General features: G+C 72.7%; 15 protein-coding genes. 8 read left to right on the top strand and 7 right to left on the bottom strand.

Annotation, left to right across the window (positions count from 1 at the left end):
- Window positions 1-49: 49 nt before the first annotated feature.
- Complete coding sequence (gene thpR, locus Sco07f_RS26435; protein WP_108989393.1) at window positions 50-622, top strand: RNA 2',3'-cyclic phosphodiesterase; 573 nt, start codon at window positions 50-52, stop codon at window positions 620-622.
- 141 nt (window positions 623-763) lie between these two features.
- Here thpR and Sco07f_RS26430 read toward each other — a convergent pair whose 3' ends face one another.
- From Sco07f_RS26430 to Sco07f_RS26420, 3 genes are all read right to left on the bottom strand, one after another.
- A complete protein-coding gene (locus Sco07f_RS26430; RefSeq protein WP_108989392.1) occupies window positions 764-1,756 on the bottom strand; it encodes an aldo/keto reductase in 993 nt (330 codons plus the stop codon).
- 52 nt (window positions 1,757-1,808) lie between these two features.
- Window positions 1,809-2,396 (bottom strand): Uma2 family endonuclease, encoded by a 588-nt coding sequence (locus Sco07f_RS26425; RefSeq protein ID WP_108989391.1) that lies wholly within the window; start codon window positions 2,394-2,396, stop codon window positions 1,809-1,811.
- 111 nt (window positions 2,397-2,507) lie between these two features.
- Window positions 2,508-3,188 (bottom strand): GDSL-type esterase/lipase family protein, encoded by a 681-nt coding sequence (locus Sco07f_RS26420; RefSeq protein ID WP_108989390.1) that lies wholly within the window; start codon window positions 3,186-3,188, stop codon window positions 2,508-2,510.
- A 112-nt stretch (window positions 3,189-3,300) separates the two neighbouring features.
- On the opposite strand from Sco07f_RS26420, the gene Sco07f_RS26415 reads away from it, so the two are divergent.
- Entirely contained in the window at window positions 3,301-4,293 is a 993-nt protein-coding gene (locus Sco07f_RS26415) for a WD40 repeat domain-containing protein (protein WP_167468232.1), read from the top strand.
- Here Sco07f_RS26415 and Sco07f_RS26410 read toward each other — a convergent pair.
- Entirely contained in the window at window positions 4,267-5,079 is an 813-nt protein-coding gene (locus Sco07f_RS26410; protein WP_087790527.1) for a TetR/AcrR family transcriptional regulator, read from the bottom strand. The two genes, Sco07f_RS26415 and Sco07f_RS26410, sit on opposite strands and share 27 nt — an antisense overlap.
- Before the next feature lie 96 nt (window positions 5,080-5,175).
- On the opposite strand from Sco07f_RS26410, the gene Sco07f_RS26405 reads away from it, so the two are divergent.
- From Sco07f_RS26405 to Sco07f_RS26385, 5 genes are all read left to right on the top strand, one after another.
- The gene (locus Sco07f_RS26405; protein WP_054103601.1) at window positions 5,176-6,171 is read left to right on the top strand and encodes an ATP-binding cassette domain-containing protein; all 996 of its coding nucleotides are present in this window, start codon (window positions 5,176-5,178) and stop codon (window positions 6,169-6,171) included.
- The gene (locus Sco07f_RS26400) at window positions 6,168-7,010 is read left to right on the top strand and encodes an ABC transporter permease (protein WP_108989389.1); all 843 of its coding nucleotides are present in this window, start codon (window positions 6,168-6,170) and stop codon (window positions 7,008-7,010) included. The genes Sco07f_RS26405 and Sco07f_RS26400 overlap by 4 nt, the downstream gene beginning before the upstream one ends.
- 114 nt (window positions 7,011-7,124) lie before the next feature.
- Window positions 7,125-7,664, top strand: coding sequence for a hypothetical protein (locus Sco07f_RS26395; protein ID WP_087790529.1), 540 nt, complete (start codon window positions 7,125-7,127; stop codon window positions 7,662-7,664).
- 2 nt (window positions 7,665-7,666) lie between these two features.
- Complete coding sequence (locus tag Sco07f_RS26390) at window positions 7,667-8,866, top strand: sensor histidine kinase (RefSeq protein ID WP_054103602.1); 1,200 nt, start codon at window positions 7,667-7,669, stop codon at window positions 8,864-8,866.
- Window positions 8,863-9,546 carry a response regulator transcription factor gene (locus tag Sco07f_RS26385; RefSeq protein WP_054103603.1) on the top strand — a complete coding sequence of 228 codons (684 nt, stop codon included), beginning with the start codon at window positions 8,863-8,865 and terminating at the stop codon, window positions 9,544-9,546. Before Sco07f_RS26390 ends, Sco07f_RS26385 begins: the two co-directional genes overlap by 4 nt.
- Window positions 9,547-9,570: 24 nt before the next feature.
- Here the strand turns inward: Sco07f_RS26385 and Sco07f_RS26380 are convergent, their stop codons facing one another.
- From Sco07f_RS26380 to serC, 3 genes are all read right to left on the bottom strand, one after another.
- Window positions 9,571-10,767, bottom strand: a complete 1,197-nt coding sequence (locus Sco07f_RS26380) for a methyltransferase domain-containing protein (RefSeq protein WP_108989388.1) — start codon at window positions 10,765-10,767, stop codon at window positions 9,571-9,573.
- Window positions 10,768-10,904: 137 nt separating this feature from the next.
- Window positions 10,905-11,282 carry a nuclear transport factor 2 family protein gene (locus Sco07f_RS26375; protein WP_087790533.1) on the bottom strand — a complete coding sequence of 126 codons (378 nt, stop codon included), beginning with the start codon at window positions 11,280-11,282 and terminating at the stop codon, window positions 10,905-10,907.
- A gap of 174 nt (window positions 11,283-11,456) precedes the next feature.
- Window positions 11,457-12,575, bottom strand: coding sequence for a phosphoserine transaminase (serC, locus tag Sco07f_RS26370; RefSeq protein ID WP_087790534.1), 1,119 nt, complete (start codon window positions 12,573-12,575; stop codon window positions 11,457-11,459).
- A gap of 110 nt (window positions 12,576-12,685) precedes the next feature.
- Between serC and Sco07f_RS26365 the strand changes: the two genes are divergently transcribed.
- A complete protein-coding gene (locus tag Sco07f_RS26365) occupies window positions 12,686-15,580 on the top strand; it encodes an FAD-binding and (Fe-S)-binding domain-containing protein (protein ID WP_108989387.1) in 2,895 nt (964 codons plus the stop codon).
- The last annotated feature ends 9 nt before the right edge of the window (window positions 15,581-15,589 follow it).

Here is a 15,589-nt window from a genome sequence, read left to right as displayed (position 1 = left end):
GGGCGGAAATCCGGAGGACCGGGCCCCGGGGCTCTGCGAGGCTGGCGGCATGAGACTGTTCGCCGCCGTGCTGCCCCCCGAGGACGTCACCGCCTCCCTCGCCGACGAGGTGGCCGCGCTGCGCCGACTGCCGGGTGCGGACGGGCTGCGCTGGACCGGCCGCCCCGGCTGGCACCTCACCCTCGCCTTCTACGGCGAGGTCGACGACGACCTCGTGCCCGGCCTGTCGGCCCGGCTGGAGCGGGCGGCCCACCGCACCCCGCCCTTCGAGCTGGCGCTGCGCGGCGGCGGTCAGTTCGGGCGCGGCCGGGCACTGTGGGCCGGCGCGGAGGGCGGCCTCGCGACCCTGCGGCTGCTGGCCGACCGTGCCGAGTCGGCGGGGCGGAAGGCGGGCGTCCCGATGGGCGAGCACCGGCGTTACAAGCCCCACCTGACGCTGGCCCGCAGCAGGCAGGCCCTCGACGCCCGCCCCTACGTCGAGGCGCTTTCCGGCTTCACCGGACCCGCCTGGATGGTGACCGACCTGGCGCTGGTCCGCAGCAACCTGCCGCACTCCGGCGTCCCCGGCGAGCAGCCCCGTTACGAGGCGGTCGCCCGCAGCCCGCTCGGCGCCTCCGGTTAGGCTCGGGGGCGTGGACCCGAAGACCCGTAACCGGATCATGGCCGGTGTGCTCGTGCTGATGCTCGTGGTGGTGGCGTTGGCGGCGGCCCTCGGCTGACCCGCCCGTGCGGCGGCCGCCGCCCCGCTCACCACCGCACCCCGCTACCAGGCGAAGGCCTCCGGAGAGGGCCCCGGACCCGGGAAGATCTCGTCCAGTCCGGTCAGCAGCTCGTCCGACAGCTCCAGCTCCACGGCCCTGAGCGCCGACGCGAGCTGCTCGGCGGTGCGCGGACCCACGATCGGGCCGGTCACGCCGGGCCGGGTCAGCAGCCAGGCCAGCGCGGCCTCGCCGGGCTCCAGACCGTGCTTGTCGAGCAGGTCCTCGTACGCCTGGATCTGCGCCCGCTTCGCCGGATCGGCCAGGGTGTCGGCCGCGCGTCCCGAGGCGCGGCGCCCGCCCTGGACCTCCTTCTTGATCACCCCGCCGAGCAGTCCGCCGTGCAGCGGCGACCACGGGATGACGCCGAGGCCGTACTCCTGCGCGGCCGGGATCACCTCCATCTCGGCGCGGCGCTCGGCCAGGTTGTACAGGCACTGCTCGCTGACCAGCCCGATGGTCCCGCCGCGCCGGGCGGCGGTCTCGTTGGCCTGCGCGATCTTGTACCCGGGGAAGTTCGACGACCCCGCGTAGAGCACCTTGCCCTGCTGGACCAGGGTGTCGATCGCCTGCCAGATCTCGTCGAAGCCGGTGGCGCGGTCGATGTGGTGGAACTGGTACAGGTCGATGTGGTCGGTCTGGAGCCGCTTGAGGCTGGCGTCCACCGCCCGCCGGATGTTCACGGCGGACAGCTTGTCGTGGTTGGGCCACGCCTCGCCGTCGGCGCCCATGTTGCCGTACACCTTGGTGGCGAGGACGGTCTTGTCGCGCCGGTTGCCGCCCTTGGCGAACCAGTTGCCGATGATCTCCTCGGTACGGCCCTTGTTCTCGCCCCAGCCGTAGACATTGGCGGTGTCGAAGAGGTTGATGCCGGCGTCCAGCGCCGCGTCCATGATCGCGTGGCTGTCGGCCTCGTCCGTCTGCGGACCGAAGTTCATCGTCCCGAGGACGAGCCGGCCGACCTTGAGTCCTGTGCGTCCGAGCTGCGTGTACTTCATGGTCCCCAAGCCAACGACTTGGAGTGCGCTCCAGGCAAGCGGGCGCGGGCGGTCAGTCGCGGGGGAAGGTGTCGGTCCTGAGGGTGAGGCCGAGGACGGTGCCGGTGAGGTCCAGCTCCTGCCCGAAGGCGACGCGGGTCTCGGTCGTGTAGTCGCCGTCCTTGGGGTGCGTGAAGATGTGGCAGCGGCCCTGGTAGGGGTCGGCGATCAGGTAGAGGGGGACCTCTGCGGTGGCGTAGGCGAGCTTCTTGGGGCCGTAGTCGTTGGCGGCGGTGCCTTTGGAGATGACCTCGGCTACGAACTCGACGTCCTGGTAACGCCAGTGGCCCGTTTCGTCCTGCTCGGCCCCGTCGCGGAGCTTGGCCACGTCGGGGCAGAAAGCGTTACCCGGTCCCGGGAAATCGATACGGACGTCCGAGAGGAGTTCGACGTCCATGCCGAAGCGGTCTTCGACGGCTCGTTCGATGCGGCGGATGATTTTGTGGTGGGTGCTGCGCTGCGGTGTCATGTGGACGTTGCCCCCGACGATCTCGACCCGGAATCCTTCGGGGACGGGCATCCGCTCCAGTCGCTCGAACCATTCGTCCAGGCGCTGGGTGTTGGCGTCGGCCATGTCGATCCTGTCGTCAACGACGGTCATCGTGGCACTCCTCCCCGGCTGTCCCACGGGCGGGAGCAGCCGCGCGGTACAACGATACGCACGGCGACCGGGACACGGGAGGACACGCATATGCCAAGGCGGGGGGGGCTCCTACGAGGCGGCGGTGTACGGCCCGCCCAGCCCCCACTCCTCGCCCATCGCCTCGGCGAACGCCTGCGCGATCCGGTGCTCGCCGCTCTCGTTGGGATGCGTGCCGTCGTAGGTGTCCGTGTGGAAGTCCCACGGCACCGGCGGCGGTACGAGCAGCAGCGGGGAGCGCGGGTCGTCGAGGTCGGTGACGGTCTTCACGAGAAGTTCGTTGAAGTGGGCGACCTGCTCGGCGAAGGTCTCGTCGGCGTCCACCCGGATGTTGTGCAGCACCGGCATCACGGCCGTGCGGACACGCGGGTTCGCCGCGCGCGCGTTCGCCACGAAGGTGCGGGCGTTGGCGGCGGTCTGCTCGGCGTTGGTGTAGAAGCCGAGGTCGATCAGGCCCAGGGAGACCAGGAGCACGTCCGCGCGGCAGGACCGCACCGTCTCGCCGATCAGCGGCGTCATGTGGTGCCAGCCCTCGCCCCAGCCGGCCAGGTGGGCGCGGGGGAAGCCGGGGTCGGCGTAGGCGTACGAGGTGGGGGCGTCCGTCACCTGGTCGTGGAGGGTCTCGCGCGGGCCTACGAAGGTGAAGGGGCGGCCGTAGGAGTCGCGCAGGTGCTGCCACAGCCGGTAGCGCCACGTGTGTTCGCCGGCGCTCCCGATCGTCATGGAGTCACCGACGAACATGAACCTGAGCATCCGCTCATCATGGACGATCGGCCTGGTCGACGCGATGTGAGCCCGACCACGCAGGGTGACCGGCAGGGTGACCGCCGACGTGAACGCCCGCGCGGGATGGCAGGCTTGGCGCATGCGCCGACCCTTCGCCCTCCTCGCCTCGGCCCTCCTCGTGGGGGCGTTCGCCGTGCCCGCCTCGGCGGCGGACGGGGGTGAAGGGCCCGCCGGGAGCGACGGGTTCACGATCAAGGACCCGCGCATCACCGAGTCCAGCGGCCTCGCCGCGTCCCGCCTGCACCCCGGCATCTACTGGACGCACAACGACCAGGACACCGGCCCGTACCTCTACGCCGTCGACGGCGCCACCGGCGAGACCGTCGCCCGCGTCGCGCTGTCCGGCGTCGGCACCCCCCGCGACGTCGAGGCGATCGGCATCGGCCCCGGCAACAAGATCTTCGTCGGCGACATCGGGGACAACGACGGCGTGACCTGGCCGTACGTGTGGATCTACGAGCTGCCCGAGCCGACGGAGCTGAAGGACCAGACCGTCAAGGCGACGCAGTACGTGGTGAAGTACGCGGACGGTTCCCGCGACGCGGAGTCGATGCTGGTCCACCCCAGGACCGGGCGGGTCTACCTCATCGACAAGAACGAGGACGGCGGGCACCTGTACGAGGGCCCGGCGAAGCTGTCGTCCTCCGGCACCAACGTCTTCAAGCCCACCGTTCCTGTGGACCTGTGGGCCACCGACGCGGCGTTCTCCCCGGACGGCGAGCAGTTCGCCGTGCGCGGGTACCTCGGGGGCATCTGGTACGACTGGAACGGCGGGAAGATCCAGCGAAAGGGGCGGATCGGCGTGCCCCTGGGGCAGGGCGAGTCCGCCACCTACACCACCGACGGCAAGAAGCTGCTGCTCGGCATGGAGGGGGTCAACAGCCCCGTGAAGGCCGAGGACGTGCCCGGGCAGGACGGTGGCGACTCCGGCGGCGGATCGGGTTCCGGGTCCCACGCCTCGGGTGCGGACTCCGGCGGTCCGGGCGGGGACACGCTGAAGGTCGGCGCGGTGGGGCTGCTCGTCGCGCTCGCCGCCCTGTTCGGCCTACGCCGGGTCTTCCGGCGCCGCTGAGCCGTTCCCCGCGGCGTCGGCGTCGGCGTTCGCCGCCCGTCGCGAGGCCACCAGGACCTCCAGCCCGTCCAGGATGCGCTGGAGCCCGAACTCGAAGTGGTCGAACCCGGTGCCGAAGGCGTCCTCGGAGAGGGAGGCCAGGACGGGGTACCGCCCGCTCGTCATGGCCTTCACCAGCGCCGGCTCCTGGGCCGCCCAGAACTCCGCGTCCGTCAGCCCGGACCTGCGCTCCGCCTCCTCCTGGTACACCTGGGTGCGGGCGGCACCGACGACATAGCCCTCGACCATGACGACCGCCGAGACCAGCTCGGGGTCGGTCAGACCCATCGGCCTGATCCGGGCGAGCACCTTCTCCATGCCGTCCAGGGCGGAGGGGCCGAGGATCGGGCGGGACTGGTTGACCTCCAGCAGCCAGGTGTGGCGGCGGTGGAGGGCGAGCGCGGCGTGGGCGAGGGCGTGCAGCGCCGGGCGCCAGCCGCCGTCGCCCAGGTCGGCCGGGTTCTCGGACGGGCGCTGCACGCGGTCCAGCATCAGGTCGAGCAGCTCGCCCTTGCCGGGGACGTAGCGGTACAGCGACATCGTGCCGGTGCCCAGCTCGGTGGCGACCCGGCGCATGGAGACCGCGCCGAGACCGTCCCGGTCCGCGACCTCGACGGCGACCTCCACGATCCGCTCCAGCGTCAGGCCCGGCCGCGGGCCCCGGCTGGGCCGCCGGCCGGTGTCCCACAACAGGTCGAGGGTGCGGCCGATGTCGCCGCTGCCACTGGTCTCCGTACCGCTTGCCATGGGGCCAGTCTAGGTCTGCGGACAAAAACTGCGTACGTCGTACGCGCAATCGGGTACGGTGTACTCAGTAAGGGAGTGAGAGGGGGACTGGGACCCATGAGTGAGAAGCACGCGGTACGGGCCGAGGGTCTGGAGAAGAGGTACGGCGGCAAACACGCCCTGGACGGCTTCGACCTGACCGTCCGCGAGGGCACCGTGCACGGCCTGCTCGGGCCGAACGGCGCGGGCAAGACCACCGCCGTGCGCATCCTGTCCACGCTGGTCCGGCTGGACGCGGGACGTGCCGAGGTGGCCGGACTGGACGTCACCCGGCAGGCGCGTGAGGTGCGGGCGCGGATCGGCCTCACCGGCCAGTACGCGGCCGTGGACGAGGTGCTCACCGGCCGGCAGAACCTGGAGATGTTCGGGCGCCTGTTCCACCTGGGCGGCCGGCGTGCCCGGGCCCGCGCGGTCGAGCTGCTGGAGCGGTTCGACCTGACCGACGCCGCCGACCGGGGCGTGGGCAAGTACAGCGGCGGCATGCGCCGGCGCCTGGACCTCGCCGCGTCGATGATCCTCGCGCCGTCCGTCCTGTTCCTGGACGAGCCGACGACGGGCCTGGACCCGCGCAGCCGCGGCGAGGTCTGGGAGTCGGTCCGCGCGCTGGTGGCGGACGGGACGACGGTCCTGCTGACCACGCAGTACCTGGAGGAGGCCGACAAGCTGGCCTCCCGCATCACCGTCATCGACCGGGGCCGGGCCATCGCCGACGACACCCCGGACGGGCTGAAGAACCGGGTCGGCGGCGACCGGATCGAGGTCGTGGTCGCCGACCGGGCCGAGATCCCCGGGGTGGTGAGGACGGTCGCCCGGGTCTGCAAGGGCGAACCGGAGGTGGAGGAGGAGGCGCTGCGCGTGCACGCCCCGGTCGCCGACCGGGTGGCGGCCCTGACCGAGGTGGCGCGCACCCTTCAGGACGAGGGTGTCGCCGTCGAGGACATCGGCCTGCGCCGGCCGAGCCTCGACGACGTGTTCCTGCGCCTGACCGGCCACCGCACGAGCGCGGAGCCCGCGCGGCACGCGGAGAAGGAGAAGGAGGCGGTGCCCGCATGAGCACCCTCGAGGTCGACAGCGCCACCGGCCCGGCGACGGCCCCGCCCGAGCACGGCCGCCTCTACTGGCTCCTCGCCGACTGCGGCAACATCGTCCGCCGCGGCCTGACCCACTACCAGCGCCAGCCCGTCAACATCGCCTGGCAGCTGGGCTTCCCGATCCTGTCCGTCCTCCTCTACGGCTATGTCTTCGGCAGCGCGATGACCGTGCCGGGCGGCGGGGACTACAAGGACTTCCTGATGCCGGGCATGTTCGTGATGACCATGGCGTTCGGCTTCATCAACACGGCGACCGTGGTCGTGTACGACTCCACCAAGGGCGTCGTCGACCGGTTCCGCTCCATGCCGATGGCGTCCTCGGCGGTGGTGGCCGGGCGCGGGGTGACCGATCTCGTCGTCGCCTGCGCCGAGTTGACGATCCTGGTGCTGACGGCGCTGGCCATGGGCTGGCGTCCGGACGGCGGCTGGGGATTCCTGGCCGCGTTCGGGCTGCTGCTGTGGCTGCGGTTCGCGCTGATCTGGCTCGGGGTGTGGCTCGGCCTGCTGGTGCCCAACCCGGAGGCGGCCGGCGGCCTGTTCGCGGTGGCGTTCCCGCTGACGATGATCTCCAGCATCTTCGTCGCCCCGCAGCTCATGCCCGACTGGCTGGGCTGGGTGGCCGCGTGGAACCCGATCTCCTCCACGGCGGCGGCCGCCCGCGAGCTGTTCGGCACACCGGTCGGCGGCGGCGACTCGTGGGTGGAGCAGCACGCGCTGCTGATGGCGGGCGTGTGGCCGGTGGTGCTGACGATGGTCTTCCTGCCGCTGGCGGTACGCAGGTTCCAGCGACTGAGCCGGTAGGAGCGCCCAGGGCGTCCGGGCCGGGGGTGGAGACCGCGGGAGCGGTGGATCTCCACCCCCGGCTCCACCCGTGGGTCCAGGTGTCGCGGCCCTGGCCGCAGGAGCCTTGAGGGCATGACAACGACTGAGTGGATCACCGACATCGCCCTCGTTCTGGTCGTCTTCCGTCAGCTGCGGGAAGGCCGGCTCGACCGCGGGACCTTCCTGATCCCGCTGGGGATCGTGGCCGTCGTGGCGTACTCGTACCTGGACTCCGTTCCGACCGCGGGCAACGACCTCGTCCTGATCGCGGCCCTCACGGCCGTGGGCGCCGCGCTCGGCGTCGCGGGTGGCGTCTACACCCGGATCCGGCCCCTCGACGGGCACCTCATGATCAAGGCGGGCGCCGTGTCGGCGGTCCTCTGGGTGCTGGGCATGGGCGCCCGCATGGGCTTCCAGGTCTGGGTCGAGCACGGCGGCGGCGCCGACGACGTCGCCCGGTTCAGCATCGACCACCACATCACGAGCGACCAGGCCTGGGTGGCGGCGTTCGTCCTGATGGCGGTCACCGAGGTGGTCACGCGGGTGGCCACGATCTACGTGCGCAGCCGCACCCGGGCCGTGACCGGGGCTTCGGCCGCCTCCGCGGCGCCCGTCCTCGACCGTACGGCCTGACCGTGCGCTATGTTCTGCCGGTGTCCGCCACCGAGAACCCTCCGCCCCCGCACCCGGGGGCGGACCCGCGTCCGGTCCCCGGTCAGGACCCGCGGGTGCAGTGGGGCCTGAGCCTCGCGGTCGTCGCCGTGGGAGCCGTGACGATCCGGCCCATGGGACTCGGCGGCCAGGGCCTGGCGGTCGCCGTCCTCTTCGTGGTCAACTCCGCGGCACTGCTGGCCAGGGGAGTGCCCGAGAGCAGGGTTCCCCCACGGCTGGCGCTCGCCTGGCTCTCGTCCGGCATCGTCGCGGCGGCCGCCCTGCTCGGGGTCGGCGACAGCGGGACGACTTACCTGTTCGCCTACTTCGTCGCCGGACACGTCGGATACCGGCTCGGCACCGGGCGGGCCCTCGCCCTCGCGGGGGCGTGCTCCCTGCTCTGCGCCGGTGTCCTGTACTTCCACCTCGGCCCGGGGAACCCGGAGCTGCCCTGGGTGCTCGGCCTCACCACGGGCGCCCCGGTCGTGGTCGGCATCCTCAACCGCACCCAGCGCCAGGCCGTACGGTCGGCGCTCTCGGCCGCCGAGTCGGCGGAACGCGCCGCCCGCGCGGAGGCGAGGACCGCCGTCCTCACCGAGCGCGGCCGGATCGCGCGGGACGTGCACGACGTCCTCGCGCACTCCCTCGCCGGCATCAACATGCAGCTGGAACTGGCCGACGCCCTGCTCGAGACGGGGGACCTGGAGAAGGTCCGGGAGGCCAACGCCAAGGCGCACGGTCTGGTCAAGGAGAGCCTGAAGCAGGCGCAGTGGACCGTGCACGCGCTGCGGGAGGACGCGCTGCCGCTGCTGGAGAGCCTGACCGCGATGGTCGAGTCGGCGGGCCACCACGACGCCGTCACCGTCACCGGCACCGTCCGCGAGGTGCCGGCCCAGGTCACCCAGAACCTGCTGAGGATCGCCCAGGAGGCGTTGACCAACGCGGCCCGGCACGCTCCCGGCGGGGACGTCGGGGTGGACCTGACGTTCACCGCGTCGTCGATCACACTGAGGATCCGCAACCGGCCCGCCACCCGCGCGGTGACCCCGGGCGTCGGCAGCGGAATGGGGTTGATCGGCATGCGCGAGCGCGTCGCCCTGCTGGGCGGGAGCGTCGGCGCGGGGCCGGTCACCGAGGGGCAGGACCAGGGCGGCTGGCAGGTGGAGGCAGTGATTCCGGGATGAGCGAACAGACGGACGGAGCAGCGCGGTTGAAGGTGGTCGTCGCCGACGACCAGGCCGCCGTGCGGGAGCCGCTCGCGGCGGTGCTCGGGCTGGCCGGGGACATCGACGTCGTGGCGGCGGCCGCGGACGGCACCGAGGTCCTGGCGGCGGTGGCCGCGGGCCCCGTCGACGTGGTGCTGATGGACCTGCGCATGCCCGTGCTGGACGGCATCGAGACCACCCGCCGCCTGACCGAGGAGTACCCGGAGGTGGCGGTGGTCGTCCTGACCACCTTCGCCGACGACGACTCGATCCTGGGCGCGCTCGGCGCGGGAGCCCGCGGCTACCTGACCAAGAACGCGGGACGCCAGGACATCACCCGGGCGATCCGGGCCGCGGGCGCGGGCCAGTCCGTACTCGACCGCGAGGTCCAGAACCGTCTGCTCGCCACGGCCAGGACGAGGGCGGCGGCGCCCGCTCCGGGCGAGGCGGCCCGGCAGCCCCTGCCGGACGACCTCACACCCCGCGAACGCGAGGTCCTCGCCCTGATCGGCCAGGGCCTGTCCAACCGGGGCATCGCGGAGAAGCTCTTCATCAGCGAGGCCACGGTCAAGACCCACATCAACAACCTGTTCGCCAAGGCCCACATCCGCGACCGCGCCGACGCGGTCCGCCGCGCCCTCGGGGCGGGGCCGGCCTGAGGGGCGGGCCTGTGCGAGCCACGGTCAGGTCGGGCGGTGTGCGACCGCCTTGAAGAACGTGTAGCAGAACACTCCGTCGGGTTCGGCCGTGCGCCGCAGGGCGGCGATGCCCGCGTCGAAGGTGTCCGGGTCGGTCAGCCCCGCCGCGACGGCGGGCTCCCGGACACCGGAGACCATCGCGGTGAAGGTGCGTCTGGTGAAGCTCTCGGCGAGGTCCGGCCGGCTGCCGTCGACGTAGACGGTGCGAGGGGTGACCGCGATGTCCGACCACTCCGCCTCGTGCAACAGAGGGAAGAGCCGCCGCCCGATGAGGGCGTCGCCGCCGGCATGGCGTTGCAGCGTGACCTGGCATGCGATGGCCGCGCGCGCGGCTTCGTCGTCCGGGTGGAAATAGGCCGAGCCGTGGTCGCCCTCGATCACCGTGACCGTGCCGCCGGGCCGCACGAGGCGACGCAGCCGGCGCAGCGCGTCGGCCGGCGAGGGCAGGTGCTCGAGCAGGAAGCACACGAAGACGTGGTCGAAGGACGCCTCGGCGAAGCCGCCCTCCCGTTCGGGGAGGGCGAACACGTCCTTCTCGGCGAACTCGACATTCGCCAGGCCCGCGGCGGCGACGCGGCGCGAGGCCGACTTCAGCGACTCGGGGGCGATGTCGGCCGACACGAAGTGCGCGTGCGGGCTCCGCGAAGCCAGGGCGACCGTCTGGGCACCCACGCCGCACCCCATCTCCAGGACCCGTTCGCCGGGCCGGAAGCGGATGCCTGCGTGCAACAGCTCGGCGAGGGCGTCCGCCTGGTCCGCGAGGCGCGTGCTCTCCTCGGAACGGTAGCCGTGCACGTACTGCTCGAACATCGTCATGGTCTCGATCACCTTCGTCAACTGGTCCGGCTCCGGACTCTCGAGCGCGGCCCGGAGCCGGTCGCGGAGTTGGCTTCGCCGTCGGAGGTCCTCCTCGACGTCGTCGAGGTGGGCGCGCAGTGTCGCCGCCGGGTCCGGATCCTCCTGGGCCAGCAACGCGGCGATCTGCCGGAGCCCCAGGCCGGTCCGGCGCAGGGCCGTCGCCCGGTACAGACGCGTGACGTGCGCGGGGCCGTAACGACGGTGGCCGCTCGGCGTACGTTCGGGAGACACCACCCCCAACGCGTCCCAGTGCCGCAGCACCCGCACCGACACCCCGGTCGCCTGTGCCAGCTCGCCGACCGTCCACCACGTCCCGTCGTCCACGGCGGCAACGCTAGGTCCTCACACGGTGTCAGCTTCAAGCCCGGCCCGAGGCAGCGCGGGGTGTTCGAGGTGGTGACCGAGCGACTCGACGCTGCCGGAACGACCGCTCCGTACCGCCGGGCGCCCTCCGTTCGGCGCTACATCGGTTCGACGAGGGACGCCCGCCATTCAGGCCGCGGGTCCGCTCCCAGGCTCGTCCAGTACTCCGTTCCACGGACGACCCGCCCGTCACGGACGGTCCAGAACGATGCCGCGCGGAAGACGCCGAGACTGTCGTGCGGCACTTCGACCTCGGAGACGACTTCGTCGCCCTCGGCCACCACCTTGAGCACCCGAATCGACCAGCCCTCCGGATATTCACGGTTCACCGCGACGAAGTTGTCCCGGCCGACGATGCGTTCGAGGCTGATCGGCCACTCGACCACGACGTCCTCCGCGATCAACGCGGCCACACCCGCCCAGTCACGGGCCTGGATCCGGTCCCACAGTGTCTCGATCACCTTTGAAGACTCCATCGACGAAGCCTCCCACGGCGGTCTGACAGTAGCCCTGTCCTTCGCGGGTCGGTCGTTTCCGAGGGCGTTACGGCCAGGAGCCGTTCGACGGGGAGCAGAGGTCCCGCCGATGCGCGAAGGGCGCCCGGTGGATGATCCGCCGGGCGCCCTCCGTCGTCGGAGCGGTGGTCGCGACTACAGCTTCTCGATGACGTGGTCCACGCACTTCGTCAGCGCCTCGACGTCCGCCGGGTCGATCGCCGGGAACATCGCGACGCGCAGCTGGTTGCGGCCGAGCTTGCGGTACGGCTCGGTGTCGACGATGCCGTTGGCGCGCAGCACCTTGGCGACCGCGGCGGCGTCGATGTCGTCGGAGAAGTCGATCGTGCCGATGACCTGCGAGCGCTTGGCCGGGTCGGAGACGAACGGGGTGGCGTACTTGGACTCGTCGGCCCAGGTGTACAGGCGGGTCGAGGAGTCCTTGGTGCGGGCGGTGGTGAAGTCCAGGCCGCCCTGGCCGTTCATCCAGTCCAGCTGCTCGCCGAGGAGGAAGAGGGTGGCCAGCGCCGGGGTGTTGTACGTCTGGTTCTTGCGGGAGTTGTCGATCGCCGTCGGCAGCGAGAAGAACTCCGGGACGTGGCGGCCGGACGCGTGCACGCGCTCGGCGCGCTCGATCGCGGCCGGGGAGAACACGCCGATCCACAGGCCGCCGTCGGAGGCGAAGGACTTCTGCGGGGCGAAGTAGTAGACGTCGGTCTCGGAGACGTCCACCGGGAGGCCGCCCGCGCCGGACGTCGCGTCCACCAGGACGAGGGCGCCCTCGTCGGCACCGGCCACGCGCTTGATGGGCATGGCGACGCCGGTCGAGGTCTCGTTGTGCGTGAGGCCGTACACGTCCACGCCGGCCTCGGCGTGCGCCTCGGGGTGGGTGCCGGGGTCGGAGGAGACGACGGTCGGCTCGGCCAGCCAGGGCGCGAGCTTCGCGGCCTTGGCGAACTTGGAGGAGAACTCGCCGAAGCTCAGGTGCTGCGACCGGTTCTCGATCAGGCCGTGGGTCGCGACGTCCCAGAACGCGGTGGACCCGCCGTTGCCGAGGATCACCTCGTAGCCGTCGGGGAGCCGGAACAGCTCGCGGATGCCCTCGCGGACCTTGCCGACCAGGTTCTTGACGGGCGCCTGGCGGTGGGAGGTGCCGAGCAGGGACGTACCGGTGGCGGCCAGGGCGTCCAGCGCCTCCACCCGCACCTTGGAGGGACCCGCGCCGAAACGACCGTCCGCGGGCTTCATGTCAGCAGGAATCTGGATCTCAGCCACGAGCCGGAGGGTATCGCCTCGGCCAAACGGGACGAAGACATGTCCGTCCGATGAGACGAGATCTCCGCCGTGCGGACCTGTACGGAGCTACGAGCGCCCATGCTGGAGGCATGACCGATCTGGAGGCAGCACTGCGCAGGACCGTCCGCGGCGAGGTCGGGTTCGACGTCACCTCGCGGGCGCTGACCACCATGGACGCCTCGAACTACCGGAGGGTCCCGCTCGGGGTGGTCGCGCCCAGGGACGCCGACGACGTGGCCGCCGTACTGGAGGTGTGCCGGGAGCGCGAGGTGCCGGTCGTGGCGCGGGGCGGCGGTACGTCGATCGCCGGGCAGGCGACGGGCACGGGCGTGGTGCTGGACTTCACCCGGCACATGAACCGGCTGGTCGCGCTCGACCCGGAGGCGCGTACGGCCGTCGTCCAGCCGGGGCTGGTCCTGGACCGCCTCCAGGACGCCGCCGCGCCGCACGGCCTGCGCTTCGGGCCCGACCCGTCCACCCACAGCCGCTGCACGCTCGGCGGAATGATCGGCAACAACTCCTGCGGCTCCCACTCGGTGGCCTGGGGCACGACGGCGGACAGCGTGCGCGAGCTGTCCGTGCTCACCGCGCGGGGGCGGCGGCTGCGGCTCGGGCAGGAGTGGGCCGGCGCGCCGGAGGGCCTGCGCGACCTCGTCGACGGCGACCTGGCCCGCCTGCGCACCGGCTTCCCCGACCTCCCGCGCCGCATCTCCGGCTACGCGCTGGACGCCCTGCTCCCGGAGCACGGCGCGGACGTGGCCCGTTCCTTCTGCGGCTCGGAGGGCACGCTGGGCGTACTGACCGAGGCGGTCGTACGGCTGGTCGAGTCTCCGCGGGCGCGTGCGCTGGCGGTGCTGGGCTACGCCGACGAGGCCGGTGCGGCGGAGGCGGCGGCCGGGCTGCTGCCGCTGGGCCCGCTGACGGTGGAGGGCATGGCGGTCGACCTGGTGCCGTCCACGGAGGGACTGCCGAGGGGCGGTGCCTGGCTCTTCGTGGAGACCGGCGGCGACACGGAAGCGGAGGCACGCGCGCGTGCGGAGGCGGTCGTACGGGCGGCGGACGTCGTCGACGCGCTGGTGGTGACCGACCCGGCCGGACAGCGGACGCTGTGGCGCGTCCGGGAGGACGCGAGCGGTACGGCGACGCGGATGCCTGGGGGCACCTCCCGGACGGAGTCTGGGGGAGGCTCGGAGGCGTGGCCGGGGTGGGAGGACTGCGCGGTGCCGCCGGCCCGGCTGGGCGGCTATCTGCGGGACTTCCGCGCCCTGCTGACCGCCCACGGCCTGCGCGGCACCCCGTACGGGCACTTCGGCGACGGCTGCATCCACGTACGCATCGACTTCGACCTGCTGACGGACGCCGGAGTCGCACGCTTCCGTCGCTTCTCCGAGGAGCTGGCGGACGTGGTCGTGGCGCACGGGGGTTCGCTGTCCGGGGAGCACGGGGACGGGCAGGCGCGCGCGGAGCTGCTGCCGAGGATGTACGGGGAGGAGACGGTGGCGCTCTTCGAGCGCGCGAAGGCCGTCTGGGACCCGGACGACCTCCTCAACCCCGGCATGCTGGTCCGCCCGGCCCCGCTCGACACCAACCTGCGCTTCTCCGTCCTGCCGCGCGAGCCCGTCGACGTGGAGTTCGGCTACCCGGCCGACGGCGGCGACTTCTCGGCGGCCGTGCGCCGCTGTGTCGGGGTTGCCAAGTGCCGTACGACGTCGGTGCCGGGGGCGGGCGTGATGTGTCCGTCCTTCCGCGCCACGGGGGACGAGCAGCACTCGACGCGCGGGCGGGCCCGTCTCCTGCACGAGATGCTCGCCGGGGAACTGGTGACGGACGGCTGGCGGTCGACGGAGGTCAGGGACGCCCTCGACCTGTGCCTGTCCTGCAAGGGCTGCCGCTCCGACTGCCCGGTCGAGGTCGACATGGCCACGTACAAGGCGGAGTTCCTGCACCACCACTACGAGGGGCGCCGCCGCCCCGCCGCCCACTACGCGATGGGGTGGCTGCCGGTGTGGCTGCGCTGGGCGGCGCGGACGCGGACGGCGCCGGTACTCAACGCACTCGCGTCGGTCCGGCCGTTGGCCGCCGTGGCGAAGCGGCTGGGCGGGATCGCGGCGGAGCGGGACGTGCCGCGGCTGGCGGGGGAGACGTTCAGCGCGTGGTGGCGGGGGCGGCGCCGGGGACCGGCCGGGGACGGCGACCTGGTGGTGCTGTGGCCCGACACGTTCACCGAGCACCTCTCCCCCTCCGTGGGCCGGGCGGCCGTACGGGTGCTGGAGGCGGCGGGGTTGCGGGTGGCGCTGCCGCCGACGCTGCGGGGGCGGGCGGTGGTCGGGGACGGCACGTCGAGGTCTGCCCTGTCCCTGCTGGCGGCCCGCCGGGGCCGGGTCTGCTGCGGCCTGACGTACGTCTCGACGGGCCAACTGGACCGCGCCCGCGCGGTGCTGCGCCGCACGCTGGACCTGATGGCCCCGGTCCTTGAGACGGCCGCGCCGGTCGTCGTGCTGGAGCCCAGCTGCGCCGCGGCCCTGCGCACGGACCTGCCCGAGCTGCTGCACGACGACCCGCGCGCCGCCCGGCTGGCGGAGCGGGTGCTGACCTTCGCCGAGGTGCTGGAGCGCCACGCCCCCGACTGGGCCCCGCCGGCCCTGAACCGTCCGGCGGTCGGCCAGACCCACTGCCACCAGCACGCGGTCCTGGGCGACGCGGCCGACCGCCGCCTGCGCGCGTCGGCGGGCCTGGCCGGTGACCTGACCGGCGGCTGCTGCGGCCTCGCGGGCAACTTCGGTTTCGAGGACGGCCACTACGAGGTGTCGGCGGCCTGCGCGGAGGACCGGCTGCTCCCCGCGGTGCGCGAGGCACCGGACGGTGCGGTGGTCCTGGCCGACGGCTTCTCGTGCCGGACCCAGCTGGAGCAGCTGGCGGGAGTGCGGGGGCGGCATCTGGCGGAAGTGCTCGCGGAGGGGCTGGAGCGAGAGCGCCGCCGGTGACGCCCGCCG

The sequence above is a fragment of the Streptomyces coelicoflavus genome (genome assembly GCF_003112555.1).
Classification (GTDB): Bacteria; Actinomycetota; Actinomycetes; order Streptomycetales; family Streptomycetaceae; genus Streptomyces; species Streptomyces coelicoflavus.
The sequence above is the reverse complement of the archived record's forward strand: the minus strand, read 5'-3'. Positions and strand labels throughout refer to the sequence as shown.